Source organism: Streptomyces sp. NPDC050423 (genome assembly GCF_040655445.1).
Classification (GTDB): Bacteria; Actinomycetota; Actinomycetes; order Streptomycetales; family Streptomycetaceae; genus Streptomyces.
Genome location: NZ_JBFAJY010000025.1, coordinates 86,671 through 112,086, shown reverse-complemented (window position 1 = coordinate 112,086; position 25,416 = coordinate 86,671). Strand labels below are relative to the sequence as shown.

General features: G+C 71.2%; 21 protein-coding genes. 10 read left to right on the top strand and 11 right to left on the bottom strand.

What is annotated here, in order from left to right; all coding sequences use genetic code 11:
* Positions 1 to 654: alpha/beta hydrolase (locus AB0I52_RS19865; protein WP_363074280.1), on the top strand; the 654-nt coding region annotated here is incomplete at its 5' end.
* Between the two features lie 111 nt (positions 655 to 765).
* Here AB0I52_RS19865 and AB0I52_RS19860 read toward each other — a convergent pair.
* On the bottom strand, positions 766 to 1,665 hold the full coding sequence (locus AB0I52_RS19860; RefSeq protein WP_363074278.1) for a D-alanyl-D-alanine carboxypeptidase: 900 nt from the start codon (positions 1,663 to 1,665) through the stop codon (positions 766 to 768).
* A 209-nt stretch (positions 1,666 to 1,874) separates the two neighbouring features.
* Here AB0I52_RS19860 and AB0I52_RS19855 point away from each other — a divergent pair, with 209 nt between their 5' ends.
* Together AB0I52_RS19855 and AB0I52_RS19850 are read left to right on the top strand one after the other, a co-directional pair.
* A complete protein-coding gene (locus tag AB0I52_RS19855) occupies positions 1,875 to 2,555 on the top strand; it encodes a GntR family transcriptional regulator (RefSeq protein WP_363074276.1) in 681 nt (226 codons plus the stop codon).
* The gene (locus AB0I52_RS19850; protein ID WP_363074274.1) at positions 2,552 to 3,862 is read left to right on the top strand and encodes an MFS transporter; all 1,311 of its coding nucleotides are present in this window, start codon (positions 2,552 to 2,554) and stop codon (positions 3,860 to 3,862) included. The genes AB0I52_RS19855 and AB0I52_RS19850 overlap by 4 nt, the downstream gene beginning before the upstream one ends.
* 146 nt (positions 3,863 to 4,008) lie before the next feature.
* Here the strand turns inward: AB0I52_RS19850 and AB0I52_RS19845 are convergent, their stop codons facing one another.
* Entirely contained in the window at positions 4,009 to 4,833 is an 825-nt protein-coding gene (locus AB0I52_RS19845; protein ID WP_363074272.1) for a maleylpyruvate isomerase family mycothiol-dependent enzyme, read from the bottom strand.
* Between the two features lie 178 nt (positions 4,834 to 5,011).
* Here AB0I52_RS19845 and AB0I52_RS19840 point away from each other — a divergent pair, with 178 nt between their 5' ends.
* Entirely contained in the window at positions 5,012 to 5,812 is an 801-nt protein-coding gene (locus AB0I52_RS19840) for a carbon-nitrogen family hydrolase (protein ID WP_363074270.1), read from the top strand.
* Positions 5,813 to 5,916: 104 nt separating this feature from the next.
* Here the strand turns inward: AB0I52_RS19840 and AB0I52_RS19835 are convergent, their stop codons facing one another.
* Positions 5,917 to 6,408, bottom strand: coding sequence for an LURP-one-related family protein (locus AB0I52_RS19835; protein ID WP_363074268.1), 492 nt, complete (start codon positions 6,406 to 6,408; stop codon positions 5,917 to 5,919).
* 64 nt (positions 6,409 to 6,472) lie between these two features.
* Here AB0I52_RS19835 and AB0I52_RS19830 point away from each other — a divergent pair, with 64 nt between their 5' ends.
* Entirely contained in the window at positions 6,473 to 8,284 is a 1,812-nt protein-coding gene (locus AB0I52_RS19830; protein ID WP_363074266.1) for an NHL domain-containing thioredoxin family protein, read from the top strand.
* A 31-nt stretch (positions 8,285 to 8,315) separates the two neighbouring features.
* Here AB0I52_RS19830 and AB0I52_RS19825 read toward each other — a convergent pair whose 3' ends face one another.
* From AB0I52_RS19825 to AB0I52_RS19795, 7 genes are all read right to left on the bottom strand, one after another.
* Complete coding sequence (locus tag AB0I52_RS19825; protein ID WP_363074264.1) at positions 8,316 to 8,996, bottom strand: DUF4232 domain-containing protein; 681 nt, start codon at positions 8,994 to 8,996, stop codon at positions 8,316 to 8,318.
* A gap of 135 nt (positions 8,997 to 9,131) precedes the next feature.
* Positions 9,132 to 11,924 carry a BTAD domain-containing putative transcriptional regulator gene (locus tag AB0I52_RS19820; RefSeq protein ID WP_363074262.1) on the bottom strand — a complete coding sequence of 931 codons (2,793 nt, stop codon included), beginning with the start codon at positions 11,922 to 11,924 and terminating at the stop codon, positions 9,132 to 9,134.
* A 123-nt stretch (positions 11,925 to 12,047) separates the two neighbouring features.
* Entirely contained in the window at positions 12,048 to 12,266 is a 219-nt protein-coding gene (locus AB0I52_RS19815; RefSeq protein ID WP_363074260.1) for a DUF6458 family protein, read from the bottom strand.
* A 100-nt stretch (positions 12,267 to 12,366) separates the two neighbouring features.
* Positions 12,367 to 13,665, bottom strand: coding sequence for a M18 family aminopeptidase (locus AB0I52_RS19810; protein WP_363074258.1), 1,299 nt, complete (start codon positions 13,663 to 13,665; stop codon positions 12,367 to 12,369).
* 61 nt (positions 13,666 to 13,726) lie between these two features.
* On the bottom strand, positions 13,727 to 14,395 hold the full coding sequence (locus AB0I52_RS19805) for a hypothetical protein (RefSeq protein WP_363074256.1): 669 nt from the start codon (positions 14,393 to 14,395) through the stop codon (positions 13,727 to 13,729).
* A 58-nt stretch (positions 14,396 to 14,453) separates the two neighbouring features.
* Positions 14,454 to 15,077, bottom strand: coding sequence for a Uma2 family endonuclease (locus tag AB0I52_RS19800; RefSeq protein ID WP_363074254.1), 624 nt, complete (start codon positions 15,075 to 15,077; stop codon positions 14,454 to 14,456).
* A gap of 109 nt (positions 15,078 to 15,186) precedes the next feature.
* Complete coding sequence (locus tag AB0I52_RS19795) at positions 15,187 to 17,013, bottom strand: acyl-CoA dehydrogenase (protein ID WP_363074252.1); 1,827 nt, start codon at positions 17,011 to 17,013, stop codon at positions 15,187 to 15,189.
* 205 nt (positions 17,014 to 17,218) lie between these two features.
* On the opposite strand from AB0I52_RS19795, the gene AB0I52_RS19790 reads away from it, so the two are divergent.
* The 3 genes from AB0I52_RS19790 to AB0I52_RS19780 all read left to right on the top strand — a co-directional run bounded on the left by AB0I52_RS19790 (position 17,219) and on the right by AB0I52_RS19780 (position 19,985).
* Positions 17,219 to 17,659 carry an SseB family protein gene (locus tag AB0I52_RS19790; protein WP_285569696.1) on the top strand — a complete coding sequence of 147 codons (441 nt, stop codon included), beginning with the start codon at positions 17,219 to 17,221 and terminating at the stop codon, positions 17,657 to 17,659.
* Positions 17,660 to 17,810: 151 nt separating this feature from the next.
* Positions 17,811 to 18,767 carry a pirin family protein gene (locus AB0I52_RS19785; RefSeq protein ID WP_363074250.1) on the top strand — a complete coding sequence of 319 codons (957 nt, stop codon included), beginning with the start codon at positions 17,811 to 17,813 and terminating at the stop codon, positions 18,765 to 18,767.
* Between the two features lie 81 nt (positions 18,768 to 18,848).
* Positions 18,849 to 19,985 carry an AI-2E family transporter gene (locus AB0I52_RS19780; RefSeq protein WP_363074248.1) on the top strand — a complete coding sequence of 379 codons (1,137 nt, stop codon included), beginning with the start codon at positions 18,849 to 18,851 and terminating at the stop codon, positions 19,983 to 19,985.
* Between the two features lie 62 nt (positions 19,986 to 20,047).
* Here AB0I52_RS19780 and AB0I52_RS19775 read toward each other — a convergent pair whose 3' ends face one another.
* Positions 20,048 to 22,198, bottom strand: coding sequence for a SpoIIE family protein phosphatase (locus AB0I52_RS19775; protein WP_363074246.1), 2,151 nt, complete (start codon positions 22,196 to 22,198; stop codon positions 20,048 to 20,050).
* A gap of 164 nt (positions 22,199 to 22,362) precedes the next feature.
* Between AB0I52_RS19775 and aspS the strand changes: the two genes are divergently transcribed.
* Positions 22,363 to 24,180: an aspartate--tRNA ligase gene (gene aspS / locus AB0I52_RS19770; RefSeq protein ID WP_363074245.1), complete on the top strand. Its 1,818-nt coding sequence runs from the start codon at positions 22,363 to 22,365 to the stop codon at positions 24,178 to 24,180.
* A gap of 359 nt (positions 24,181 to 24,539) precedes the next feature.
* On the top strand, positions 24,540 to 25,385 hold the full coding sequence (locus AB0I52_RS19765; RefSeq protein ID WP_363074243.1) for a L,D-transpeptidase family protein: 846 nt from the start codon (positions 24,540 to 24,542) through the stop codon (positions 25,383 to 25,385).
* The last annotated feature ends 31 nt before the right edge of the window (positions 25,386 to 25,416 follow it).

Sequence of the window (25,416 nt, the reverse complement as noted above, 5' to 3'; positions counted from 1 at the left end):
CGCGCGCCCCTGGTCCTGATCGGCCACGACGGCGCCAAGCACAAGAAGCACCCGGCGATGACGGGCCGCGCCCACCGTCTCGTGAACCACTGCGGCTTCCATGTCGCCGTCATCGACGCGCCCGGTCACGGCGACCGGCCGCGCACCGCGCACGACGAGCAGGAGCGGGCCGCGCTGTCCGAGGCGTGGGCGACGGGCGAGCCGGTGGGCCCGATCGTCGTGCGCTACAACGAGCATCTGGCGGAGCTCTCCCTGCCCGAGTGGCGGGCGACCCTGGACGCGCTCCAGGAGCTTCCGGAGATCGGGACCGGCGGACCGGTCGGCTACTTCGGCGTCAGGATGGGCACCGCGACCGGAGTGCCGCTCGTGGCGGCCGAGCCCAGGATCACGGCCGCGGCCTTCGGTCTGTACTGGTCCGAGGCCGTGGCCGAGAAGGCGAAGGAGATCACCGTTCCGGTCGAGTTCGCCATGCAGTGGGACGACGAGCACATCCCGCGCGAGGCCGGCCTCGCGCTGTTCGACGCCTTCGCCTCGACGGAGAAGACGTTGCACGCCAACGCGGGCAAGCAGGGGGAGATGCCCAGGTTCGAGGCCGACAGCGCCGTCCGGTTCCTCGCCCGGCACCTCGGCGGTGCGGCGACCTCACCGGCCTGAGGATGAGCGGCAACGGAGGAGGGGCCCCGCGGACTTTCCGCGGGACCCCTCCTCCGTGACGCCGAGCAGGACCGAGCAGGACCGAGCAGGACCTGGCAGGCCCCGGCAGGGCTACTTCTTGAAGCCGTAGTCCATGAGCTTCTTCGCGTCCGCGGTCCGGGTGGACTCGGACGTGGCCGTCAGGACCGTACCGATGACCGTCTTGCCCTTGCGGGTCGCGGCGAAGACCAGGCAGTACTTGGCGGCCGGGCCGGAGCCCGTCTTCACACCGATCGCGCCGCTGTAGGAGCCCAGCAGCTTGTTGGTGTTCGTCCACGACATGTAGCGGTAGCCGCCGCTCTTCGTCGTGACCTTCTGCTTCGTCGACTTGGTCTTGACGACGTTGCGGAAGGTGGTGTACTTCATCGCGCTGCTCGCGAGCTTCGTCAGATCGCGCGGGGTCGAGTAGTTGGACCCGTTCCCTATGCCGTCGAACGAGTCGAAGTGGGTGTTCTTCAGCCCGAGCGTCTTCGCGGTGCTGTTCATCTTGCCGATGAACGACTTCACCCGGGCCGCACGCGTGGAGCCGGAGCCGAACTTGTCGGCCAGGGCGTACGCGGCGTCGCAGCCGGACGGCAGCATCAGGCCGTACAGCAGCTGGCCGACCGTGACCTTGTCGCCCACGATGAGGCGGGCCGAGGACGCGCCCTTGGAGACGATGTAGTCGCTGTACGCCTTCTGGATCGTGACCTTGGAATTCAGGTTGAGGCCCTTCTGGGCCAGCACCACCCGGGCGGTCATGATCTTCGTGGTCGAGCCGGTCGAACGGCGGGTGTCCGCGGCCTTGGTGAAGAGGGTCTTCCCGGTGCCGTTGTTCATCACGAAGCCGCCCTTGGCGACGATCGTCGGCGGCTTCGGCGTGGCGGCCTGTGCCGTGGAGGCGAACGCGCCGCCCGCCATGACGGCACCTGCGGTGAGGGCCACCGTGGCGGATACGGATACGCGCCTTATGCCCTTAATGCCGATATTCAAGTTGAACGCTCCAAATGCCCCTGGAATGCGGCCACATGAGGGTGCCGCGCGATGATGAGACTTATGGGACCGATGAATGGTTGTGGTGTGCGAGAGGGTGATTTCTCGGGACATCCCGAAGCGCCGATTCCGCGGGCGCGCACGAGCCGTGGGCGTCCGCATACTGGAACGGTTCCGTCATGCGTACATGTTGTATCTATGCTGTGCGCATGCCAGCCTCCGCCCCAGCGCCGTCCCCCGTCCACCCGGCCGTGAAGCGGCCCCCGGCCGCCGAGCGCGTCTACACCCACATCAAGGAAGCGGTCCTGGACCGCCGGTACGAGGGCGGGACGCTCCTCACCGAGGGCGATCTCGCCAACGCCGTGGGGGTCTCCCGCACGCCCGTGCGCGAGGCGCTGCTCCGGCTGGAGGTGGAGGGGCTGATCAAGCTCTATCCGAAGAAGGGCGCCCTGGTGCTCGCCGTCTCCGCGCAGGAGATCGCGGACGTCGTGGAGACCCGGCTGCTCGTCGAGGAGTTCGCCGTGCGCCGGGCCGTGCCCGCGTCGGCGAAGCTGATCGCCCGGCTGGAGGAACTGCTGGAGGAGCAGCGGCAGATGTCGGAGGCGGGCGATCTGGCTGCCGTCTCGGTGAAGGACCGCTGCTTCCACGCCGAGATCGTCCGGCACGCCGGCAACGAGATCCTCTCCCGCCTCTACGACCAGCTGCGCGACCGCCAGCTGCGGATGGGCGTCGCCGTCATGGAGGCCCACCCCGGCAGGATCGCCGCCAACATCGCCGAGCACGGCGAGCTGCTGGACGCGATCAGGGCCGGTGACGCGGACGGCGCCGCGCACGTCGTGCGCCGTCATGTGAGCCGGGTCAAGGTGCTGGTCAGGGGTGAGGACCGGTGAGTTCCGCCGCCTCCCCCACCCTGTCCCTGCCCGGCGATCCGCCCGGCGGCCGGCGTGCCGCCCGGGTCTGGGGCATCGGGGTCGCCGTCTACTTCGTCGCCATCATCTTCCGGACCAGCCTGGGCGTCGCGGGGCTCGACGCCGCCGACCGGTTCCACGTCAACGCCTCGGCGCTCTCCACCTTCTCCATCCTCCAGCTGCTGGTCTACGCGGGCATGCAGATACCCGTCGGCCTGATGGTGGACCGGCTGGGCACCAAGAAGGTGCTCACCATCGGCGCCGTCCTGTTCACCCTCGGGCAGCTCGGCTTCGCGCTCTCCCCCTCGTACGGTGCCGCGCTGGCCTCCCGCGCCCTGCTGGGCTGTGGTGACGCGATGACGTTCATCAGCGTGCTGCGGCTGGGGGCGCGCTGGTTCCCGGCCCGGCGCGGCCCGATGATCGGGCAGGTCGCCGCGCTCTTCGGAATGGCGGGCAACCTCGTCTCTACGCTGGTGATCGCCCGCTCCCTGCACGGCCTCGGCTGGACCACCACCTTCGTCGGCAGCTCGCTGGCCGGGGTCGTGGTGCTGGTCCTGCTGCTGCTCTTCCTGAAGGACCACCCCGAGGGGCACGCGCCGCCGCCCGCCGAGCACACCGGCGGGGCGTACGTGCGCAAGCAGATCGCCGCCGCCTGGCGGGAACCCGGCACCCGGCTCGGGATGTGGGTGCACTTCACCACGCAGTTCCCGGCCATGGTGTTCCTGCTGCTGTGGGGGATGCCGTTCCTGGTCGAGGCGCAGGGGCTGAGCCGGGGGACCGCGGGGGAGCTGCTCACCCTGGTGGTGCTCTCCAACATGGCCGTCGGCCTCGTCTACGGGCAGATCATCGCCCGCCACCACGCGGCCCGTGTCCCGCTCGCGCTGGGCACGGTCGCGATGACGGCGCTGCTGTGGGCGTCGGTCATCCTGCACCCCGGGGACCGTGCGCCGATGTGGCTCCTGGTCACGCTGTGCGTGGTGCTCGGCGCCTGTGGACCCGCGTCGATGATCGGCTTCGACTTCGCCCGCCCGGCCAACCCGCCGGAGCGCCAGGGCACCGCGTCGGGGATCGTCAACATGGGCGGTTTCGTCGCCTCGATGACCACGCTGTTCGCCGTCGGCGTGCTGCTGGACGCGACCGGCGACAACTACCGCATCGCGTTCGCCTCGGTCTTCGTCCTGGAGGCGCTCGGGGTCGTGCAGATCCTGCGGCTGCGGGCCAGGGCCGCGCACCGGGAGCGCGAGCACCATGTGATCAGCCGGGTGGAGGCCGTGCACGTACCCGCGTAACCGTGGAAACGGCGGCGTATCCGTGGAAACGGCGGCGTATCCGTGGAAACGGCGGCGTATCCGTGGAAACGGCGGCGTATCCGTGGAAACGGCGGCGCGCCCGTCCCCCTCCGCGGTGCGTGGGGCGGGCGCGCCGGTTGCCGTGACTACGGGGTGACGGCGAAGTTCTGCAGGATGGCGGTGGCCAGCTCCTGGTCGCCCTCGGCCTTGATGCCGTCCGCGACCGCGCTCGCCCGCACCCGGCCGCAGGCCAGCCGTACGTACGTCTCCCAGTCCATCGCCAGCGTCACCGCGGGGCCCAGCGACGGCGCGCCGTCCACCGATCCGCGGCCCTCCGCGTCGACCCGGACGGTGCGCAGGAACTCCACCGGTCCGTGCACGTCCAGCACGACCGCCGAGTTGGGCGGTGCGCCCGCGTCCTTGGCGACCACCTTGGGCAGTGCGGCCAGCAGGGTGTCGCGGACGATCGCGGCACCGGGAGAGTCCAGGTTGCCGGGCTTGCCCAGCGTCGTACGCAGGTCCTGCTCGTGTACCCAGACGTCGAAGGCGCGCATCCGCAGCGCCAGTTCGAGGGTCTGCTCGGCGCCGAGCGGTGCGCGCGTCATGGTCTCCGGGTCACGCGTCTCGTTGCGCAGCTGACGGGCCCGGCGGATGATCGTGTACTCCAGCTCGGAGGTCATCTCCGGCGCGGTGTGGTGGCGCCGCACATCGACCTGCATCTCCATGTAGCGGGCGAAGTCGTTCTGCACATGGTAGAGATCGCGCGGCAGCGTGTGGATGGGGCGCGGGTCGCCGAGCTGCTCGCACTCCATGCCGATGATGTGCGACACGATGTCGCGCACCGACCAGTTGGGACATGGAGTACGGCCGTTCCACTCCCCCTCGGTGAGCGGGTTCACCAGCTCGGCTATCGACTCGATGGAATGGGTCCAGGCGTCGGCGTAGGTCTGGAGGCTGGGATGGACGGTCACGGGACCCCTCGTGCGGTTCTGCGGTGCATGGGCTGGAGAACTGGGCGCGGACGGCGGGCTGCGAGCTGCAATGAGGTTCGGTCGGTCCAAGCTACGCTGCGAGCAGGCACCCCGGCAGTGCTTTCGTGTGACGATCGTAGGCCCGTGTTGACGGCTCATATGCCAGGACGGTGGTAGTGTGCGCGCCTCTCTCATCCAGATCGCAGTAGAACTGGACGAATCCGTCATCGCGCGCAGGGAGCGAGCGGCTTCGCTGGTCGCCGCCCAGCGGGGTGCGGATCTGGTGGTCCTGCCCGAACTCTGGCCGGTCGGAGCCTTCGCCTACACGGAATTCGAGGACGAGGCCGAGCCGCTGTCGGGCCCCACCCACGAGGTGATGGCCAGGGCCGCCGCCGATGCCGGGGTCTGGCTGCACGCCGGCTCCTTCGTCGAGCGGGCCGGCGACGGCACGCTCTACAACACCACGCTCGTCTTCACTCCCGAGGGCGAGCGGGCCGCCGCGTACCGCAAGATCCACCGCTTCGGCTTCGACAAGGGCGAGGCGGTCATGATGGGCGCCGGCGAGGAGCTGGTCACGCTCACCCTGCCGCAGACCACGATCGGCCTCGCCACCTGCTACGACCTGCGCTTCCCCGAGATGTTCCGCGGGCTGGTCGACGCGGGCGCCGAGACCCTGGTCGTCGCGGCGGGCTGGCCCGAGCGCCGCCGCGCCCACTGGACGCTGCTCGCCCAGGCACGGGCCGTCGAGAACCAGGCGTACGTACTGGCCGTCGGATGCGCCGGAACCCACGCCGGAGTCCCGCAGGCCGGGCACAGCATCGTCGTCGACCCCTGGGGCGAGGTGCTCGCCGAGGCGGGCGCGGACGAAGAGGTGCTGAGCGTGGAGTTCGACCCGTCGCGGGTCGCCGCCACCCGCGAGCAGTTCCCGGCCCTCAAGGACCGCCGCCTGGGACTCGCGCCGCCGGCCGTTCGCCGCTAAGGGCTTGCAGGGAAGCAACACCTTGATTCCCTGCAAGCCCTTAGCCGGGAGCCCGTCCGTACGGAACCGGTGCCTGTTTCACGTGAAACAGGCACCGCTGCCGCTCAGTCCTCGTGCTCCTTCTCCGCGAGCACGATGACGCACACCGCCACCGCGATCAACAGGGCCGTGTCGGCGTCCTCCCGCACGATGTCGATCCCGTACGTGTCCCGGATGGTCAGCCAGCGGCGCGAGATCTGGGCCAGCAGCTCCCCGTCGTACTCCACCGCGAACTCGCGGTCCAGGATCTTGCCGCTGACGTCGAGCTCGGTGCCGTCCACCAGCGTCACCCGGTAGTGGTTGCGCAGCAGCGACAGACGCTTCCGCTTGACCTTGGCCAGCTGCTCGCCGTCCCGCTCGATCAGCATCGTGTCGCGCAGGCTGATCAGCTTCTGCTTGATCTCGGCGACGGTCCGGCCCTGGGCGTCCTTCAACTCGAAGGTGTCACGCACCCGCATGGCCTTGCCGTCGACGAGGAAGACCTTGCGGCCGTCCGCGTCCTCGATCCAGTAGTCGTCGCCGATGCCGAACAGTCGCTCACGTACGAGAAGTCTCATGGCTCACAGGTTCCCCGAGGTACCTGTGGAATGCGTGGACGCCACGGTGATGTTGACTGTTCACATGGCAACACGTGCGCGCGTCAGAGCCCCCGAACTGATCGGCAAGGGCGGCTGGCTCAATACAGGCGACCGGCAGTACACCCTCGCTGACCTGCGAGGACGTATTGTGATCTTGGATTTCTGGACGTTCTGCTGTGTGAACTGCCTGCATGTCCTCGATGAGCTGCGCGAGCTGGAGGAGAAGCACCGCGACACCGTGGTGATCATCGGCGTCCACTCGCCGAAGTTCGTCCACGAGGCGGAGCACCAGGCCGTGATCGACGCCGTCGAGCGGTACGAGGTGCACCACCCGGTCCTGGACGATCCCGAGCTCGCCACCTGGAAGCAGTACGCCGTACGCGCCTGGCCGACGCTCGTCGTCGTCGACCCCGAGGGCTATGTCGTCGCCCAGCACGCGGGCGAGGGCCACGCCCACGCCATCGAGAAGCTGGTCGAGGAGCTGGAGGCCGAGCACGCCGCGAAGGGCACCCTGCGCCGCGGCGACGGGCCGTACGTGGCGCCCGAGCCGGTCGCGACGCATCTGCGGTTCCCCGGGAAGGCGCTGCCGCTGGCCGACGGCGGCTTCCTGGTCTCCGACACCACCCGGCACCGGCTGGTCGAGCTGGACGCGGACGGGGAGACCGTCCGCCGCCACTTCGGCACCGGCGACCGCGGGTTCACCGACGGCGGGCCCGAGGAGGTCCGGTTCAGCGAGCCGCAGGGGCTGGCGGTGCTGCCCGACGGGCGGATCGCCGTCGCCGACACGGTGAACCACGCGATCCGCGCGCTCGACCTCACCACCGGTGCGACGACCACCCTCGCCGGCAGCGGCCGCCAGTGGTGGCAGGGGGCGCCGACCAGCGGCGCGGGCCACGAGGTCGACCTCTCCTCGCCGTGGGACGTCGCCTGGTTCGGCGGCAGGCTCTGGATCGCCATGGCGGGCGTGCACCAGCTGTGGACGTACGACCCCGCCGACGGCACCGTGCGGGTCGCGGCGGGCACCACGAACGAGGGCCTGGTCGACGGTCCGGGCGACGAGGCCTGGTTCGCCCAGCCGTCCGGGCTCGCCGCCACCGCCGACCGGCTCTGGGTCGCGGACTCGGAGACGTCCGCGCTGCGCTACGTCGACCTGGAGGGCGCCGTCCACACCGCTGTGGGCACCGGACTCTTCGACTTCGGCCACCGCGACGGGGCCGCCGGCCAGGCGCTGCTCCAGCACCCGCTGGGCGTCACCGCGCTGCCCGACGGGTCCGTCGCCGTCTGCGACACGTACAACCACGCCCTGCGCCGCTACGACCCGGCGAGCGGTGAGGTCACCACGCTCGCCACGGATCTGCGCGAGCCCAGCGACGCCGTGCTGGTGGACGGCGATCTCGTGGTCGTCGAGTCCGCCCGGCACCGGCTGACCCGGCTGCGGCTGCCCGAGGAAGCGGTACGCGTCGCCGATCAGGCGCACCGCACCCAGCGCGTCGCCACCGAGATCGCCCCGGGCACCCTCCGGCTCGACGTCGTCTTCCGGGCGCCCGCCGGCCAGAAGCTGGACACCCGGTACGGGCCCTCGACCCGGCTGCTGGTCTCCTCGACCCCGCCGGAGCTGCTGGCCGGGGGCGAGGGCGCGGGCACCGATCTGTTCCGCGACCTGGTCCTCGCGGACGGGGTGACCGAGGGCGTCCTGCACGTCTCGGCGATGGCCGCGTCCTGCGACGACGATCCCGCGAACGAGTACCCGGCCTGCCATGTCCACCAACAGGACTGGGGCGTCCCCGTCCGCGTCGTCGCGGAGGGGACGCCCCGGCTGCCGCTCGTGCTCGCGGGGATGGACGAGCAGAGCTGACAGCGGTCCGGAGGGGACGGGGACGAGCGGTTCAGAAGTCGTCGGCGCCGTTGCGCAGCTCGTACGTCCAGTAGCCGGTCTTGTACTTCGCCGGGTCGACGGCGATGCCCTCGGCGCCGGGTGCCCGCACGGTGGCCTGGCCGTCGCCGCCCTGGAGCCACACGGCGAACGCGGTCACGGGCTCGACGTCCTCGTCGGCGCCGCCGTCCGACAGCTTCACCAGCGCGTACGCCGGTGCGCCGGCGTCGAGCACGATGCGGGCCTCGGGCTTGCTCTTGGCGACCGACGGGATGTTCTGCTTGTGGCTCTCCAGGAACTGGATCTCCGGGAAGCCCTTCATCTCGCACTTGTGGCCCGAGGTGTTCTTCGCCGTCAGGACGATGTGCGTGTACGGCGGGCCGTCCTGGGTGGCGGCGCTGATCCTGACGTCCTTGGTGGTGCAGAGCGGGGTGCTCGCGGACCCGGTGGTGCCCTTCGCCGCACCGCCGCCGGTGCTGCCGCCCTTGGCGGTCACGGGGGTCTTGGCGGCGTCGGCCTTGGTGGCGGTGCCGTCCTCGGACTTGGCGGCGGACGCCGGCGCGGAATTGCTCGCCGTGCCCTCCGCCTTGGTGCCGGTGCCGCTGTTACTGCCGCCGCAGGCGGTGAGCGCCAGGGCGAGTACGGCGGTGGTCGTGGCGGCCAGGGCCGTGGTGCGGTAGCGGAAGGCAGACATGTGGTTTCCCCCGTGTGGACGGTAAGGCGAGGGACCGGCGCGTTGGTGAGTCGCGCCCGCCCGGTTGACAACCATGAGTCTTCCGGGTGCCGCTCACGTTCGGCTGCCGTGCGGCTAACGTTCCGCTGACGCCGGTCACCCGTCGTCGGTGAGCCGCCGTACCGCCTGTTCGTACCGCCGCACGTACTCCGTCCCCGACGTCACCCGCAGCAGCGCCTCCAGTGACTGCACCACGCCCTCGTCGTACCCGGCGCGCTCCGCCTCCGCGGCTGCCAGGTCCAGCAGCCGGATGCCCTCGTCCTCCGTGCCGAGCGCCAGGTGCGCCTCGCCGCTGACGGCCAGCAGGAGCACGCGACGGGCGGCCTCCTCCTGCTCGGGACCCAGATCGAATGCGGTACGGGCGGAGTCCAGGGCGTCCCGCGGGCGGCCGGCCGAGAGCTGCATCCGGGCGAGGTGCTGGAGGGCGAGCGTCTCGGTGTGCGCGTCGCCCTCCTGCCTGGCCAGCGCGAGGGCTTGCCCGCAGCCCTCCAGCGCCTCGTCCGGACCGCCCTGTTCGGCGTGGACGATCGCCAGGTTGATCAGGGCCGTCGCCTCGCCGAGCCGGTCCCCGGCCCGCCGCGCCAGACCGGGCGAGGGCTTCAGCATCGTCTCGGCCTCGGTGGTCCTGCCCTCTTCCGAGAGCACCCAGCCCAGCAGATTGCGCACCCGCGACTCGGCGTACGGGTCGCTCCGCGCGACCGCCGCGTCCAGCGCCAGTTGCAGCACCGGGGCCCAGCCGTCCCGGGCCCGCCACACCACATGGGGCCACTGGAGCAGGATGATCCGCCAGGTGCGGTCGTCGAGACCGGCGGCGTGGGCTGCCGCAGCCGCCAGGGACAGGTCCTCGCGCTCGGTGGCCAGCCAGCTCATCGCCTCGGCCCGGTCGGTGAAATCCCTCACTGCGGTCGGCCGCCGGTAGCCGTCCGGCAGGACGAAGCAGGGCTCGCCGCCCGGTTCGGCGGTGTCGGCGGCGGCGAGCGCGGTCGCGATGCAGTGGTCCAGGACGCCGAGGAGGGCGTCGGGCCGGGACGCGGGATCGAGGCCGCGGGCGTAGAGGCGCACCAGATCGTGCAGCACCCAGCGCCCGGGGCTCGTCTCGCCGACGAGGTGGGCGGCGGCGAGCCGTTCCAGCGCCGCCGCGGCGACGACCGGGTCGCTGCCCGCGAGCGCGGCGGCGGTGTACGGGTCGAAGTGGCTGCCGGGGTGGTGGCCGAGCCGGGCGAAGTGGTGGACGGCGTCCGGCGGCAGGTGCTGCACGGTCAGCCGCAGCGCGGCGGAGACCCCGGTGTCCTCCACGTCGAGATACGTCAGCCGGCTGCGCTCGTCGGCCAGTTCGTCGGCCGTCCCCGCGAGCGTCCGGTGCGGGCGGCCCGCCAGCCGGGCCGCCGTGACCCGCAGGGCGAGCGGCAGGCCGCCGCACAGCTCGGCCAGCCGGCGGGCCGCCACCGGTTCGGCGAGCACCCGCTCCTCACCGAGCACCCCGGCCAGCAGGGCGGTGCAGTCCGGCGGTTCGAGCACGTCCAGCGGTACCGGACGGGCGGCGTCCGAGGCGATGAGCCCGTCCAGCCGGTGCCTGCTGGTGACCAGCGTGACGCAGTCGGTGCCGCCCGGCAGCAGCGGCCTGACCTGGGCCGATTCGCGGGCGTTGTCGAGGACGACGAGCAGGCTGCGCCGGTCGGTCAGCGAGCGGAACAGCGCGGCGGCGCCCTGGGCCGACTCCGGGACCCGGCGGGACGCGACGCCGAGCGCGAGCAGGAACTCGCGCAGAACCTCCAGCGGCGTCGGCTCCCCCGTGTCGCCGAACCCGCGCAGATCGGCGAAGAGCCGGCCGTCCGGGAACGCGGCGGGGGAGCGGCGCGCCCAGTGCAGGGCCAGCGCGGTCTTGCCCACCCCGGCCGGTCCGGTGACCAGGCAGACGGGCGCCTCGCCGGCCGCCGCCCGGGAGAGCGCGGCCAGCTCGGCCGCCCGGCCCTGGAAGCCGCGGGGGGCCCGGGGCAGCAGATCGGCGGGGTGGGGGTCGCCGCTCCCGGTGCCGCCTGAGGTACCGGCCTCGGTGGCGCCTGAGGTACCGGCCCCGGTGGCGCCCGGCGCAACGACCACAGGGCCGTCCCCCGGCGCCGGCGCCGTGCCCGGTTCGGGTTCGGGGTCGGGGGCGCCACGCAGGATCTGCGCGTACGCGTCCGTCAGTTCGCGTCCGGGGTCGATGCCCAGCTCGTCGGCGAGCAGCCGCCGCGTGCTGTGGAACCAGTCCAGGGCCTCCGACTGGCGCCCCGACCGGTGCAGCGCCGTCATCAGGGCCGCCGCCAGCGACTCCCGCATCGGATGGGCCACGGCCTCGGCCCGCAACACCGCCGCCGCCCGGTGGTGTTCGCCCAGCACGGCGTAGGCGCGGGCCAGTTGCTCGACCGTCGTGAGCCGGGACTCCTCCAGTGCGTGCGCGGCCGCCTGGAGCGGTGCGCTGGGGTACGTACCGGTGAGCGCCGGCCCCTCCCACAGCGACAGGGCCTCCTTCAGCATCAGCACGCTGTCGGCGGGGCTGCGCTGCTCCCGGGCCAGCATCAGCAGTTCCTCGAACCGCTGGGAGTCCAGCAGGGTCTCCGGCACCCGCAGCACGTACGCGTCGCCGAGCGTCGCCAGCTCGACCCCGTACGCCTCCGCGTCCGCGCCCGTCAGCAGGGCGCGCAGCCGGGACACGTGGCCCTGGACGACCGTGCGGGCGTGCAGCGGAGGGGCGTCGTCCCACAGGCAGTCCGTCAGCCGGGCCACGGACACGGGGGTGTTGGCGCGCAGCAGCAGGGCGGCGAGCAGGCTGCGGCGTTTGGCGGGGCCGAGGGGCAGCGGCCCGGTCAGCGTGTCGACGCAGACGGTGCCGAGCAGCCGGAACTCCACGAGCGGCTCCCCTTCCGGGCATGACGCGCCCGGTGCCGGGTCACGGACAAGGTCCCAGAATATCGGGCTTTCCCAGCGGGTGGGGAGGGGGTGCGCCCGGTCCGGCGGGCGCACCCGGTCGGGTCACAGGCGGCGTTCGTCCTCGGAAACCACTGTGGTGGTGGGGGGAACGACCATGCGGCGGCGCCGCATGACGCTCGCGTAGACGAAGACGCCGATGACGCCGACGATCATCATGATCCAGCCGACCATGTCGACGTTGACGCTGTCCATCTCCCAGTCGGTCGCGAACGCGAGTACCGCCCCCGCACCGATGAGAATGATGCATCCTCCGAGTCCCATGAGTTCCGCCTCCTCGACGCCCCGGAAGCTCCGGGGCGTGTACGCAGCGGGTACCCGGCCCGGCAACGACCATGTGTGCGCGGGGCGGTCGGCGCCCGGGTCAGCCCGCGAGGAACGACGCCAGCGCGGTCGCCAGCAGATGCGGGTCGTCGGCGCCGCACAGCTCACGGGCGCTGTGCATCGACAGGATGGCCACGCCGATGTCGACGGTCTGGATGCCGTGCCGGGCGGCGGTGATCGGGCCGATCGTGGTGCCGCACGGCATCGAGTTGTTGGAGACGAACGTCTGCCACGGCACGCCCGCCTTCTCGCACGCCGACGCGAACACGGCCCGGCCGCTGCCGTCGGTCGCGTACCGCATGTTGACGTTGACCTTGAGGATCGGTCCGCCGTTGACGACCGGGTGGTGCGTCGGGTCGTGCCGCTCGCCGTAGTTGGGGTGGATCGCGTGGCCGGTGTCGGAGGAGAGGCAGACGGTGCCGGCGAAGGCGCGGGCGCGGTCCTCGTACGTACCGCCGCGGGCGAACACCGAGCGCTCCAGGACCGTGCCGAGCAGCGGTCCGTCCGCGCCGGTGTCGGACTGCGAGCCGTTCTCCTCGTGGTCGAATGCGGCCAGCACCGGGATGTACGGGATCTCCGCGTCGGGCTGTCCGGCGACGGCGGCGAGCGCCGCGACCGCCGCGTGCACCGAGAGCAGGTTGTCCATCCGGGGCCCGGCCACCAGCTCGCGGTCACGGCCCAGGTAGGACGGCGCCTCGACGGGGTGCGGCATCAGGTCCCAGCCGGTGATGTCCTCGGCGTCGACGCCCGCCTCCTCGGCGACGAACCGGATGAGGTCGCCCTCCGCCACGTCGCCGAGGCCCCAGATCGGCTGCATGTGCTTCTGGCGGTCGAGCTTGAGGCCGTCGGGGTTGGCCGTCCGGTCCAGGTGCACCGCCAGCTGCGGGACGCGCAGCAGCGGCCGGTCGATGTCGACCAGCCGGTGCGTGCCGTCGCGCAGCGAGATCCGCCCGGCGAGGCCGAGGTCCCGGTCGAGCCAGGTGTTGAGGAGCGTGCCGCCGTAGACCTCCACGGCGATCTGCCGCCAGCCGTAGGCGCCCGTGTCGGGCTTGGGCTTCACGCGCAGGTTCGGCGAGTCGGTGTGCGCCCCGGCGATCCGGAACGGGGTGTGCGCCTCGGCGCCCCCGGGCACGTACCAGGCCACGATCGCGCCGCCGCGCAGGACGTACTTGCCGCCGCTGGTCCCGTCCCAGGCCGCCGTCTCCTCGACCTGCCGGAAACCGGCCTTCTCCAGCCTCGACGCAGCGGCGGCCACGGCGTGGTAGGGGGAGGGGCCGGCCATCAGGAAGGCCATCAGATCGTCGGTGTGCCCGCGGTCGAAGCGGAGGGAAGAACTCATGTTCTTCACTGTAACCAGGCCCGTGCACGAGGATTCACCGTCATCCCCCGGTGCGACGCGGCTACCGTCCGGGCAGCGCCGCGGAGGGCCTGTCGCCGTCCTGCGCCTGCCGGGCGCGCTCGGCGAACATGGCGGCGAGGGCCTTGACCTGATCGTCGGAGAGGGCCGAGGTGCCCTGGGAGCCGGTGCTGACGCCGAGCACCGTCGTGCCGACCCGGACCTGCGTGAGGGTGGCGGGCCCGCCCATCGTGCCGGTCTTCGCACGGTTGGACACCCGCTCCTGGCCCGGCTCCCCGATCGGCACCGGCACCGCGTCCACGCCGACCCGGTCCCCGCCGTAGTACTCGGCGAGCGCGTCATAGGCGGCGCCGGCCGTCTTCTCGTCCTCGTACGCGAGCGTCCAGAAGTTCAGCGAGGCGGCGTCGGACTCTCGCACGTAGGCCGATGCGCCCCAGAAGGTGACCGGGTCGCAGGCCGTCCGGTGCTTCTTCTTCGACGTGGTCACGCAGGCCGGCGGAGGGAGCTCCGGGTTCCGTGCCTCGGCCTGCGGCTTCATCGCGGTCCGCCAGCCGGGCACCGCCTTCGCGTCCGGCAGGACCGAGGCGACCTCCGCCTTCCCGAGCGCCTTCGCGGCACTGTCCCCGCCGCCACCGCCGCACCCCGCGAGCAGCAGCGCCGCCGCGCCGCCCGCCATGCCCCGCACGTACCACCGCTTGCCCGGACGACTCATGCGCCGACCTCCCCCTCGGAACCGGGTCCCGATCATAGGAAGGGGCGGGGTACGGCCGCTACAGCTTGTCGATCGCCGTCAGATCGATATCGATGTCGTACGGCACCGAGAGCTTGAGCCGGTCGCGGTGGACGCCGGTGGAGGTGTAGGTCTTGCACATCGCGTCGTACTCGTACGTCCACACCGCGGGCCGGTCGTGCTCGCCGGTCATCTCGACCCGCCAGAAGTGCGGGATGCCCGCGGCCGCGTACTTGTGCGGCTTGGTGTCACGGTCGCGGTCCTCGGAGTCGGGCGAGACGACCTCGACGGCGAGCAGGATGTCGGCGGCCTGGTAGCGGGTCTGGCGAAGGCTCGTGATGGCTTCGGCCTTGACCAGGACAATGTCTGGTTCGGGGGCGGTCCTCTTGCTCAGGACGACCGCCATCTCTCGGCGGACACGCAGATCTTCTGGAACATGCACTCGCAGACCGTTGACCAGCAGGTCCATCACCAGCGTGTGAAATTCTCGCTGCGGACTCACGAAAACCAGGCTCCCGTCGATCAGCTCTGTGTGCGGCGGGAGGTCAAGCGTGAAGAATTCGTCCACGGTGTAGCCGTCCTCAGGCGGGACCGGCCACTTGGAATCGTCGCGGCGCAGCTGCGACGCTTCGGGCAGTGCCTCGGCAGTCATGGTTCCTCCCATGAACGGGATTCTCGGACCTGTACTCAGCGTACCCAGCCCATACGACAGCACCGCCACCCGAAAGCGTGTCCGGGTGGCGGTGCGTGTTGACGGTCCTGAGCGGTGAAACCTAGAACGCGGCCTCGTCCAGCTCCATCAGGGAGTTGTCGACGGACTCGGCCAGCGCGCGCTCGGCGCCGACACCGGGCAGGACGTTCGCGGCGAAGAACTTCGCGGCGGCGATCTTGCCCCGGTAGAAGGCGACGTCCTTCGCCGCGGCGGTCGGCAGCTTCTCGGCGGCCACGGTCGCGCCCTTGAGCAGCAGGTAGCCGACGACGACATCACCGGAGGCCAGCAGCAGGCGGGTGGTGTTCAGGCCCACCTTGTAGATGTTCTTCACGTCCTCGCCGGTCGCGGTGAGGTCGGTGATCATCGTGCCGACGATCGCCTCCAGGTCCACGGCGGCCTTGGCGAGCGAGTCCAGCGCGCCGGACAGCTCCTCGTTGCCCTGGGCGCCCGAGAGGAACTTCTTGATCTCCTCGGACAGCGTGTTGAGCGAGGCGCCCTGGTCGCGGACGATCTTCCGGAAGAAGAAGTCCTGGCCCTGGATCGCCGTCGTGCCCTCGTACAGCGTGTCGATCTTGGCGTCACGGATGTACTGCTCGATCGGGTACTCCTGGAGGTACCCGGAGCCGCCGAACGTCTGGAGCGACTGCGCCAGCTGCTCGTACGACTTCTCCGAGCCGTAGCCCTTCACGATCGGGAGCAGCAGGTCGTTGAGGCCGTGCAGCGCCTTCGCGTCCTCGCCCGCGGCCTCCTTCTCCTGGATCGCGTCCTGGACGGAGGCGGTGTACAGCACGAGGGAGCGCATGCCCTCGGCGTACGCCTTCTGCGTCATGAGCGAGCGGCGCACGTCGGGGTGGTGCGTGATGGTGACCTTGGGGGCCGTCTTGTCCATGAACTGCGACAGGTCGGTGCCCTGGACGCGCTCCTTGGCGTACTCCAGCGCGTTCAGGTAGCCCGTCGAGAGCGCCGCGATGGCCTTCGTGCCGACCATCATGCGGGCGAACTCGATGATGCGGAACATCTGGCGGATGCCGTCGTGCTTGTCACCGATCAGCCAGCCCTTGGCGGGGTGCTGGTCACCGAACGTCATCTCGCAGGTGTTGGACGCCTTGAGGCCCATCTTGTGCTCGACGTTCGTCGCGTACACGCCGTTGCGCTCGGCCAGCTCGCCGGTGGTCCAGTCGAAGTGGAACTTCGGGACCATGAAGAGCGAGAGGCCCTTGGTGCCCGGTCCCGCACCCTCGGGGCGGGCCAGTACGTAGTGAATGATGTTCTCGGACATGTCGTGCTCGCCCGAGGTGATGAAGCGCTTCACGCCCTCGATGTGCCAGGAGCCGTCCTCCTGCTCGACGGCCTTCGTGCGGCCCGCGCCGACGTCGGAACCGGCGTCCGGCTCGGTCAGCACCATCGTCGAGCCCCACTGCTTCTCGACGGCGATCTCGGCGATCTTCTTCTGCGCCTCGTTGCCCTCGTCGAAGAGGATACCGGCGAAGGCCGGGCCGGAGGAGTACATCCACACGGCCGGGTTGGCGCCGAGCAGCAGCTCCGCGTAACCCCAGATCAGGGAGCGCGGGGAGGTCGTGCCGCCGATCTCCTCGGGGAGGCCCAGGCGCCAGTACTCGGAGTCCATGAAGGCCTGGTAGGACTTCTTGAAGCTTTCCGGGACCGGTGCGGTGCTGGTCTCCGGGTCGAAGACCGGGGGGTTGCGGTCGGCGTCGGCGTAGGAATCGGCGAGCTCGTTCTCCGCGAGGCGGGCGACCTCGTCGAGGATGCTCTTCGCGGTCTCGACGTCCATCTCCGCGAACGGTCCGGTGCCGTACAGCTTGTCGCGCCCGAGGACCTCGAAGAGGTTGAACTCGATGTCGCGGAGATTCGACTTGTAGTGCCCCATGGGAAGGCTCCGTAATCAATAGCAGTGGCGCGCAGCGCCCCGTGGAGGGTGAGGATCGGGCGACGGGCTCGCGGATACCGGTCTGCCGGGCGGTCGGGGACCTGGCCGGGCCCAGACGTATCAGCTGACCTCTACGATGATGCTACCCGCCAGTAATAAGACGCAACCCCTCAAGGCAGAGATGTGTCCGATTACTCTTTGCCTCATGTACGGCTACGACCAGAATCAGGGCGCACAGCAGCCGATGGGTGGCGGCTACGGCGAGCAGCCGCTGTATCCCGAACCCTCGCCGCCCTCGCTGGGCGACGCGGTACGGGCCTTCACCACCGGTTCGCTGGCCGCCGAGGACTTCCAGCAGATCTTCGCGACGTCGAAGGTCTACTGCCCGCGCGGTGAGAATCCGGGCTTCCTCGCGCTGCACAACACCCAGCAGCCGGTCATCCCCATGTTCACCACGCTCAAGGAGCTGCGGCTCTACGCGGGCAAGGAGTCCAAGTACTTCGTGATCACCGGCGCCGAGGTGATCGATCTGCTGCCCACCGGCTACGGCTTCGTCCTGGACATGGAGGGCGAGCACCGCATGGTCTTCGACGCCAAGGCCGTGGAGCAGATGGTCGACTTCGCGATGCGCCGCATGTACGGCTGACCGCCGATCCCGACTCCCCGGAAGGGGCCCGTACTGCCGAGTGGTACGGGCCCTTTTCGCTGCTCCGGACGGTGCGGGAATGGAAGCCGCCTTGCTAGATGTTCACCATTCAACTAAATTATTCGCAGAACAGTCCCCGGAGGTGGCTCCCATGCCCGCAGTAACCGTCGAAAACCCGCTGACCCTGCCCAAGGTCGCCGCCTCGGCCGACGCCGTGGCCCGTCCCGTGCTCGCCGTGACCACGGCGCCCAGCGGGTTCGAGGGCGAGGGATTCCCCGTGCGCCGCGCGTTCGCGGGGATCAACTACAAGTACCTCGACCCGTTCATCATGATGGACCAGATGGGTGAGGTGGAGTACGCGGCAGGTGAGCCGAAGGGCACCCCCTGGCACCCGCACCGCGGCTTCGAGACCGTCACGTACCTGATCGACGGCACCTTCGTGCACCAGGACTCCAACGGGGGCGGCGGCACCATCCAGAACGGCGACACCCAGTGGATGACGGCCGGGTCCGGGCTGCTCCACATCGAGGCGCCGCCGGAGTCGCTCGTCATGTCGGGCGGCCTCTTCCACGGCCTCCAGCTCTGGGTGAACCTGCCCAAGGCCGACAAGATGATGGCCCCGCGCTACCAGGACATCCGCGGTGGCCAGGTCCAGCTGCTCGCCTCCCCGGACGGCGGCGCGCTGCTCCGGGTGATCGCGGGCGAGCTCGACGGCCACGAGGGCCCCGGTGCCACCCACACGCCCATAACGATGATCCACGCCACTGTGCGCCCCGGCGCCGAGGTGACGCTGCCGTGGCGCGAGGACTTCAACGGCCTCGCGTACGTCCTCGCGGGCCGCGGCACCGTGGGTGAGGACCGCCGGCCCGTCCACCTGGGCCAGACCGCCGTCTTCGGTGACGGCTCCTCGCTGACCGTCCGCGCGGACGAGCAGCAGGACGGCAACACCCCGGAACTGGAGGTCGTCCTCCTCGGGGGGCGTCCCATCCGGGAGCCGATGGCGCACTACGGGCCGTTCGTCATGAACAGCCAGGCCGAACTGAAGCAGGCCTTCGAGGACTTCCAGGCCGGCCGCCTCGGCACCGTGCCCGCCGTCCACGGGATGTGAGCCGCGCCGCCGCATGACGGTTCGTCACTCGTACGGCGGCGCGGGCGGGACACCGCCCCCGCGGCGTGATCGGGTGGGAGGGTGCAGAACCGGAAGCCCCTCCTGCCCATCGGTGCGCGGCGGCTGGCCGCCTGGTGCGGTGTCGTGCTGCTGGTCACCGGCGTCGCCGCGGTGGCCATCTGGCTGTGCGTCGCCCTCAAGACCGCCGTCACGCCCGTCCTGCTCGCGCTGCTCGGTACGGCGCTGCTCGGTCCGGTCCACCGCAGGCTGACCGCGCACGGGGTGAACCGTTCGGTGGCGGCCGGATTCACCTGCGTCCTCCTCGTCGCGGTGGTCGGCGGCGCCGGCTACATCGTCGTCACCGCGCTGATCGACACCGGCGGCCATATCGTCCAGTCGCTGAAGGACGCCGGTCAGTGGGTCGTCGACCACTTCGGGATCGCGGGCAACACGAACGTGGACGATCTGGCCGGCAACGCCAAGCAGCTCGTCGAGAAGTTCGGCGCGAGCGCCGCGGGCGGGCTGCTGACCGGCATCAGCCTGATCGGTTCGCTCGTCGCCACGAGCGTGCTCGCGCTCCTGCTGACCTTCTTCTTCCTGCGCGACTCCGACCGGGCCGCGCACCTCGCGCACTCCGTCGCCCCGCGCGGCGCGGGCGACCTGGTCGAGGCGATGGGCCGGCGGGCGTTCGAGGCCGTCGAGGGCTTCATGCGCGGTACGACGTTCATCGCGCTCATCGATGCCGTCTGCATCACGGTCGGGCTGCTGATCCTGCGCGTGCCCGGTGCGGTGGGGCTGGGCGCGCTGGTGCTGGTCGGCGCCTACATCCCGTATCTCGGGGCCTTCCTCTCCGGCGCCGTGGCGGTGCTGGTGGCGCTCGCGGACCGGGGTTTCGTGATCGCGCTCTGGGCGCTCGGGGTGGTGCTCGCCGTGCAGGTGCTGGAGGGCCACATCCTCCAGCCGGTGATCCAGAGCCGTACGGTCCAGATGCACCCCGCCACGATCATGATCGCGCTGACGGCGGGCGCGAGCGTGGCGGGCCTGCTGGGGATGCTGCTCGCGGTCCCGGTGTGCGCCGCGGCCTTCGGCATCCTCGGCGAACTGCGCAACGGACGTCTGCCCCCACCGGACGCGACAGCCGGCGCGGACCCCGCCCCGGACGCACCCACCGCACCGCCCGGCCCGCCGGACGCCCCACCCAGCCCGTCCGGCGTTTGAGGACGGAACCCTCGCACCGGGGGCCCCGGCGCACCACGTCCTGGGCGCGCCGGGCCTCCCGGCTACGGCTCGGGCTCGGGAACCGGCTCCGCCTCCACCAGCTCCACCGGCTCCACCGACTCGTACAGCTCGAACCAGATCGACTTGCCCTCACCCCGCGGATCCACCCCCCACGCGTCGGCGAGCAACTCCATCAGCACCAGCCCCCGCCCGCTGGACGCCATCTCGCCGGGCCGCCGTTTGTGCGGCAGTTCGTCGCTGCAGTCGGCCACCTCCACCCGCAGCAGCCGCTCCCCGTGCTCCCCGCTGGCCTGGGCGACCATCAGCGCGTCGCCGTCCGTGTGGACCAGCACGTTCGTGGCCATCTCGGAGATCATCAGCACCGCCGAGTCGACCTGCTCCGGGTCCGCCCAGTCGTGCAGCATCTCGCGCACCTGCTGCCGGGCCGCCGAGATCCGCTCCGGTTCGGCCTGGGCGATGGTCAGCGCCGTCCGCCGCGGCGCGGTCGACCGGTCCGCGGGGCCCTCGCGGCGCAGCAGCAGCACCGCGACGTCGTCCTCGCGGCGGTCCGAGAGGGCACCCGTCGTGTAGTGCGAGGCCGGCCCGTGCACGGCCTGCACCAGGGCGTCCGCGAGCTTCTCCAGATCGCCGGTGTGCTGCTCCAGGAGCGGCCGGAGCCGGACCCAGCCGGTGGCCAGGTCGTGCCCGCCGGTCTCGATCAGCCCGTCCGTGCAGAGCATGATCGTCTCGCCGGCCTCCAGGGTGAACCGGGTCGTCGGGTAGTCCGTGTCCGCCTCGATGCCCAGCGGCAGCCCGCCCGCGGTCTGCCGGATGACCGCAGTCCCGTCCGCCGTCATCACCACGGGGTCGGGGTGCCCCGCCCGCGCGATGTCGAGGGTGCCGGTGTCCGGATCCGCCTCCGCGTACAGGCACGTCGCGAAGCGCGGCCCGGTGTGCTCCCCGTCCTCGTAGGCGTCGGTGAGCCCGGAGAGGAAGCGCGAGGCCCGCGCGAGCACCGCGTCCGGACGGTGCCCCTCGGAGGCGTACGCGCGCAGGGCGATCCGCAACTGACCCATCAGCCCCGCGGCCCGCACGTCGTGGCCCTGGACGTCACCGATGACGAGGGCGACACGGCCGTTGGGGAGCGGAATCATGTCGTACCAGTCACCGCCGACCTGGAGCCCGCCCCCGGTCGGCACGTAGCGGGCGGCCACCGTCATCCCCGGGATGCTGGGCACCAGGGACGGCATCATCGTGCGCTGGAGCACCTGCGAGAGCTCCCGCTCGGTCTCGGCGATCCCGGCGCGGGCCAGCGCCTGCGCGAGCATCCGGGCCACCGTCGTCAGCACGGACCGCTCGTCCGGCGAGAACGACACCGGATGCCGGAAGCCGGCCATCCAGGCGCCCATCGTGCGCCCCGCCACGATCAGCGGCAGGAAGGCCCAGGAGCGGCGCCCGAACCGCCGGGCCAGCGGCCAGGTGGCCGGGTAGCGGCGGTAGTACTCCTCGGGGCTGGGCAGATAGATCGCCCGCCCCGTCCGTACGACCTCCGCGGCCGGATAGTCGGTCTCCAGCGGCATGTCGTTGAACGGTCCCTCGTCGCCCGTGGTGTGACCGTGTTGCCCGACGATCGTCAGCCGTTCGCCCTCGACCCCGAAGACCGCGAGTCCGTCCGGCGAGAATCCGGGCATGGAGAGCGAGTAGGCGACCCGCAGCACCTCCGCCGTCGACCGGGCCTCGGCCAGCGCCCGCCCCGCGTCCAGCAGGAACGCCTCCCGGGACCGGCGCCAGTCGCCGGTGATCCTGTTCTGTGCCCCGACGGCGCCCGGCGGCGGATCGGCGACCTCCTGGAGGGTGCCGACCAGCACGTAGTCCAGGGAGCCGTCCATCACGTCCACGTCGCCGCCCTCCACGGGCCGGAGCGGCCTGGAACGGGTGCGCACGGTACGCAGTACGCGCCCGTGCTCGTCCACGATCCGCAGCCGGGCCTCGGCGAGCGTGCCCTCGGCGACGGCCAGGTTGACCACCCCGTGGATCTCGTTCCAGTCGACGGGATGGAAGCGGGAGCGCACCTCCGACTCGCGGAAGACGCCCTCCTCGGAGGGCAGCTCCAGCAGCCGGGCCGCCTCCGCGTCGAGCGTGACCGTCCCGGCTCTGTTGTCCCAGCGCCAAAGACCGGTCGCGGTCGCGGCCAGGACATCCTCGGTGCGCATTGCCCCACTTTAGGAAGATGTGCGTCCCGAACGCCACCGAGGGTCGCGCCGCCCTGGCCTTCAGGTGGTCCTGTCGCGGGCCATGGCAATGAAACGGTCCGGTCGCGGGCGGTAGCCTGGGGTGGCTGTATCCGCCCCCAACCGCGAAGACTGGATGAACGACGATGCATCGGTACAGGTCCCACACCTGCGGCGAGCTCCGCGCCTCTGACGTCGGCACCGACGTCCGGCTGAGCGGCTGGCTGCACAATCGCCGAGACCTGGGTGGCATCCTCTTCATCGATCTGCGCGACCACTACGGTCTGGTGCAGCTCGTCGCCCGCCCCGGCACCCCCGGCAACGACGCCCTGGCGAAGCTCACCAAGGAGACCGTCGTACGGATCGACGGCAAGGTCTCCGCCCGCGGCGCGGACAACGTCAACCCGGAGCTGCCGACCGGCGAGATCGAGATCGAGGTCACCGAGGTCGAGGTGCTGGGCGAGGCCGCCCCGCTCCCCTTCACGATCAACGCCGAGGACGGGGTCAACGAGGAGCGGCGCCTGGAGTACCGCTTCCTCGACCTGCGCCGCGAGCGCATGCACCGCAACATCATGCTGCGCTCGTCCGTCATCGCCGCGATCCGCGCCAAGATGGTGGCCCTCGGCTTCAACGAGATGGCGACACCGATCCTCACCGCGACCTCTCCCGAGGGCGCCCGTGACTTCGTCGTCCCGTCCCGGCTGAACCCCGGCAAGTTCTACGCGCTGCCGCAGGCCCCGCAGCAGTTCAAGCAGCTGCTGATGATCTCCGGCTTCGACCGCTACTTCCAGATCGCGCCGTGCTTCCGCGACGAGGACGCCCGTGCCGACCGCTCGCCCGGCGAGTTCTACCAGCTCGACGTCGAGATGTCCTTCGTCGAGCAGGAGGACGTCTTCCGCCCGATCGAGAAGCTGATGACCGAGCTCTTCGAGGAGTTCGGCAACGGCCGCCACGTCACCTCGCCCTTCCCGCGCATCCCGTTCCGCGAGTCGATGCTGAAGTACGGCAACGACAAGCCGGACCTGCGCGCCAAGCTGGAGCTCGTCGACATCTCCGACGTCTTCGCGGACTCGGAGTTCAAGGCCTTCGCCGGCAAGCACGTCCGCGCCCTCCCGGTGCCGGACACCGCGGGCCAGTCCCGGAAGTTCTTCGACGGCCTCGGCGACTACGCCGTCGAGCACGGCGCCAAGGGCCTCGCCTGGGTCCGGGTCGGCGAGGACGGCAAGCTGGCGGGTCCGATCGCCAAGTTCCTCACCGAGACGGACGTCAAGACCCTCACCGAGCGGCTCTCCCTGGTCCCCGGCCACGCCGTGTTCTTCGGCGCCGGCGAGTTCGACGAGGTCTCCAAGATCATGTCGGTCGTCCGCGTCGAGGCGGCCAGGCGTGCCGGTCACTTCGAGGACGGCGTGTTCCGGTTCTGCTGGATCGTCGACTTCCCGATGTACGAGAAGGACGAGGACACCGGGAAGATCGACTTCTCGCACAACCCCTTCTCGATGCCCCAGGGCGGCCTGAAGGACCTTGAGGAGAAGGACCCGCTCGACATCCTCGCCTGGCAGTACGACATCGTCTGCAACGGCATCGAGCTGTCCTCCGGCGCCATCCGCAACCACGAGCCCGAGCTGATGCTCAAGGCCTTCGAGATCGCCGGTTACGACCGCGAGACCGTCGAGCACGAGTTCGCGGGCATGCTCCGCGCCTTCCGCCTCGGCGCCCCCCCGCACGGTGGCATCGCCCCGGGTGTCGACCGCATCGTGATGCTGCTGGCCGACGAGCCCAACATCCGCGAGACGATCGCCTTCCCGCTGAACGGCAACGCCCAGGACCTGATGATGGGCGCGCCCACGGTGCTGGACGAGACCCGGCTGCGCGAGCTGAACATCCAGCTCCGCAAGCCGGCCGCGCCCGCGAAGGAGAAGGCCGAGGCCACGGACTCGGTCGCGAGGGACACCGGCGCGAAGTAAACGTCAGCGGTTCCGCTTCGGTTCCACGTGAAACAGCCCCCGGCCGCCCGGCCGGGGGCTGTTCCGCGTCCCGGCCGCCCCCGGCTGTCCCGCACCAGCCCGCACCGGAGACGCACCGGCTGCACCGGAACGGGGACGTGATCGCACAGACCTGCCCCGGCCGCACCGCCGACGCATGAGGGGTTCCGGGCATACAAATACACAAATCACCTGAACGGTTACAGCCGGATGGCCCCGGTGCCGGATTGGCGAATCCCGGCTGCGGCAAAGACTGCCTGGGCCGACATCGGCACAGCGGACCCCAGGCCGTGTCCGCAGAGCCCCCGCGGCTTCGCCACCGACTGCTCAGGAGCCCCTCCGTGTCCGTGCCCCGTTCGAGCGTTCCTCTGCGGCTCCCGTACGTCGTCTGCGCCGTCCTCGTCCTGCTGCTGGCCGGGTGCGGAACGGGTGGCATCACCGGTACGGGTGAGGGCGGCGCCCTCACGAGGACCGCGGGCGCCCCCGGCGTTCCCGGCCCGCCGGGGGCCGGCGGGGCGCCGGCACCGTCGTCGGGCGGACCGGCGTCGGCCGGGCCCGCCGCCGCACCGCCCGCACCGTCACCCGCCCCGCCGCAGGAGATCCCGGGGCTCGGCCCGCGGACCAGGGCGGCGATCCCGGCCGGTGCCCGTCAGGCGTTCGTCGTCACCGGCGAGTCCCCGGACTCCAACCGCTCCACCGCCGCGCTCTACACCCGGGACGGCCCCGCAGCGGACTGGCGGGCGGCCACGGCGCCCTGGCCCGCCCACAACGCCCTGAACGGCTGGACCGCCGACCACTGGGAGGGCGATCTCCGCTCACCCGTCGGCGTCTACACGCTGACCGCGGCGGGCGGCCGGCTCGATCCCCCGGCCACGGCGTTCCCGTACGACCTGAGCCCGGACTTCAAGGTGGCGGGCGAGGGCTTCCACGGGGAGCCGCTGGAGGGTTCCTTCGACTACGTCATCGCCATCGACTACAACCGCGTCCCCGGCACCTCCCCCCTGGACCACACCCGTCCGCTCGGCACGGAGCGCGGCGGCGGCATCTGGATCCACGTCGACCACGGCGGCCCCACCCAGGGCTGCGTATCGATCGCCGAGGACCGGATGAAGGAGCTCCTGGGCCTGCTCGACCCCGCCAAGGACCCCGTCGTCGTGATGGGGGACGCCGCGTCCTTGAGCGGCTGAGACCACGCGCCCGGCAAGTACCTCTGGCCTG

Excerpts from the sequence above, each read along its gene's own strand:
- AB0I52_RS19805 (WP_363074256.1), bottom strand. The coding sequence starts at position 14,395 with ATGAGTCGTCCGGGCAAGCGGTGGTACGTGCGGGGCATGGCGGGCGGC.
- AB0I52_RS19830 (WP_363074266.1), top strand. The coding sequence starts at position 6,473 with ATGGCAACACGTGCGCGCGTCAGAGCCCCCGAACTGATCGGCAAGGGC.
- AB0I52_RS19790 (WP_285569696.1), top strand. The coding sequence starts at position 17,219 with ATGTACGGCTACGACCAGAATCAGGGCGCACAGCAGCCGATGGGTGGC.
- AB0I52_RS19775 (WP_363074246.1), bottom strand. The coding sequence starts at position 22,198 with ATGCGCACCGAGGATGTCCTGGCCGCGACCGCGACCGGTCTTTGGCGC.
- AB0I52_RS19855 (WP_363074276.1), top strand. The coding sequence starts at position 1,875 with ATGCCAGCCTCCGCCCCAGCGCCGTCCCCCGTCCACCCGGCCGTGAAG.
- AB0I52_RS19810 (WP_363074258.1), bottom strand. The coding sequence starts at position 13,665 with ATGAGTTCTTCCCTCCGCTTCGACCGCGGGCACACCGACGATCTGATG.
- AB0I52_RS19825 (WP_363074264.1), bottom strand. The coding sequence starts at position 8,996 with ATGTCTGCCTTCCGCTACCGCACCACGGCCCTGGCCGCCACGACCACC.
- AB0I52_RS19835 (WP_363074268.1), bottom strand. The coding sequence starts at position 6,408 with ATGAGACTTCTCGTACGTGAGCGACTGTTCGGCATCGGCGACGACTAC.
- AB0I52_RS19795 (WP_363074252.1), bottom strand. The coding sequence starts at position 17,013 with ATGGGGCACTACAAGTCGAATCTCCGCGACATCGAGTTCAACCTCTTC.
- AB0I52_RS19800 (WP_363074254.1), bottom strand. The coding sequence starts at position 15,077 with ATGGGAGGAACCATGACTGCCGAGGCACTGCCCGAAGCGTCGCAGCTG.
- AB0I52_RS19815 (WP_363074260.1), bottom strand. The coding sequence starts at position 12,266 with ATGGGACTCGGAGGATGCATCATTCTCATCGGTGCGGGGGCGGTACTC.
- aspS (WP_363074245.1), top strand. The coding sequence starts at position 22,363 with ATGCATCGGTACAGGTCCCACACCTGCGGCGAGCTCCGCGCCTCTGAC.
- AB0I52_RS19785 (WP_363074250.1), top strand. The coding sequence starts at position 17,811 with ATGCCCGCAGTAACCGTCGAAAACCCGCTGACCCTGCCCAAGGTCGCC.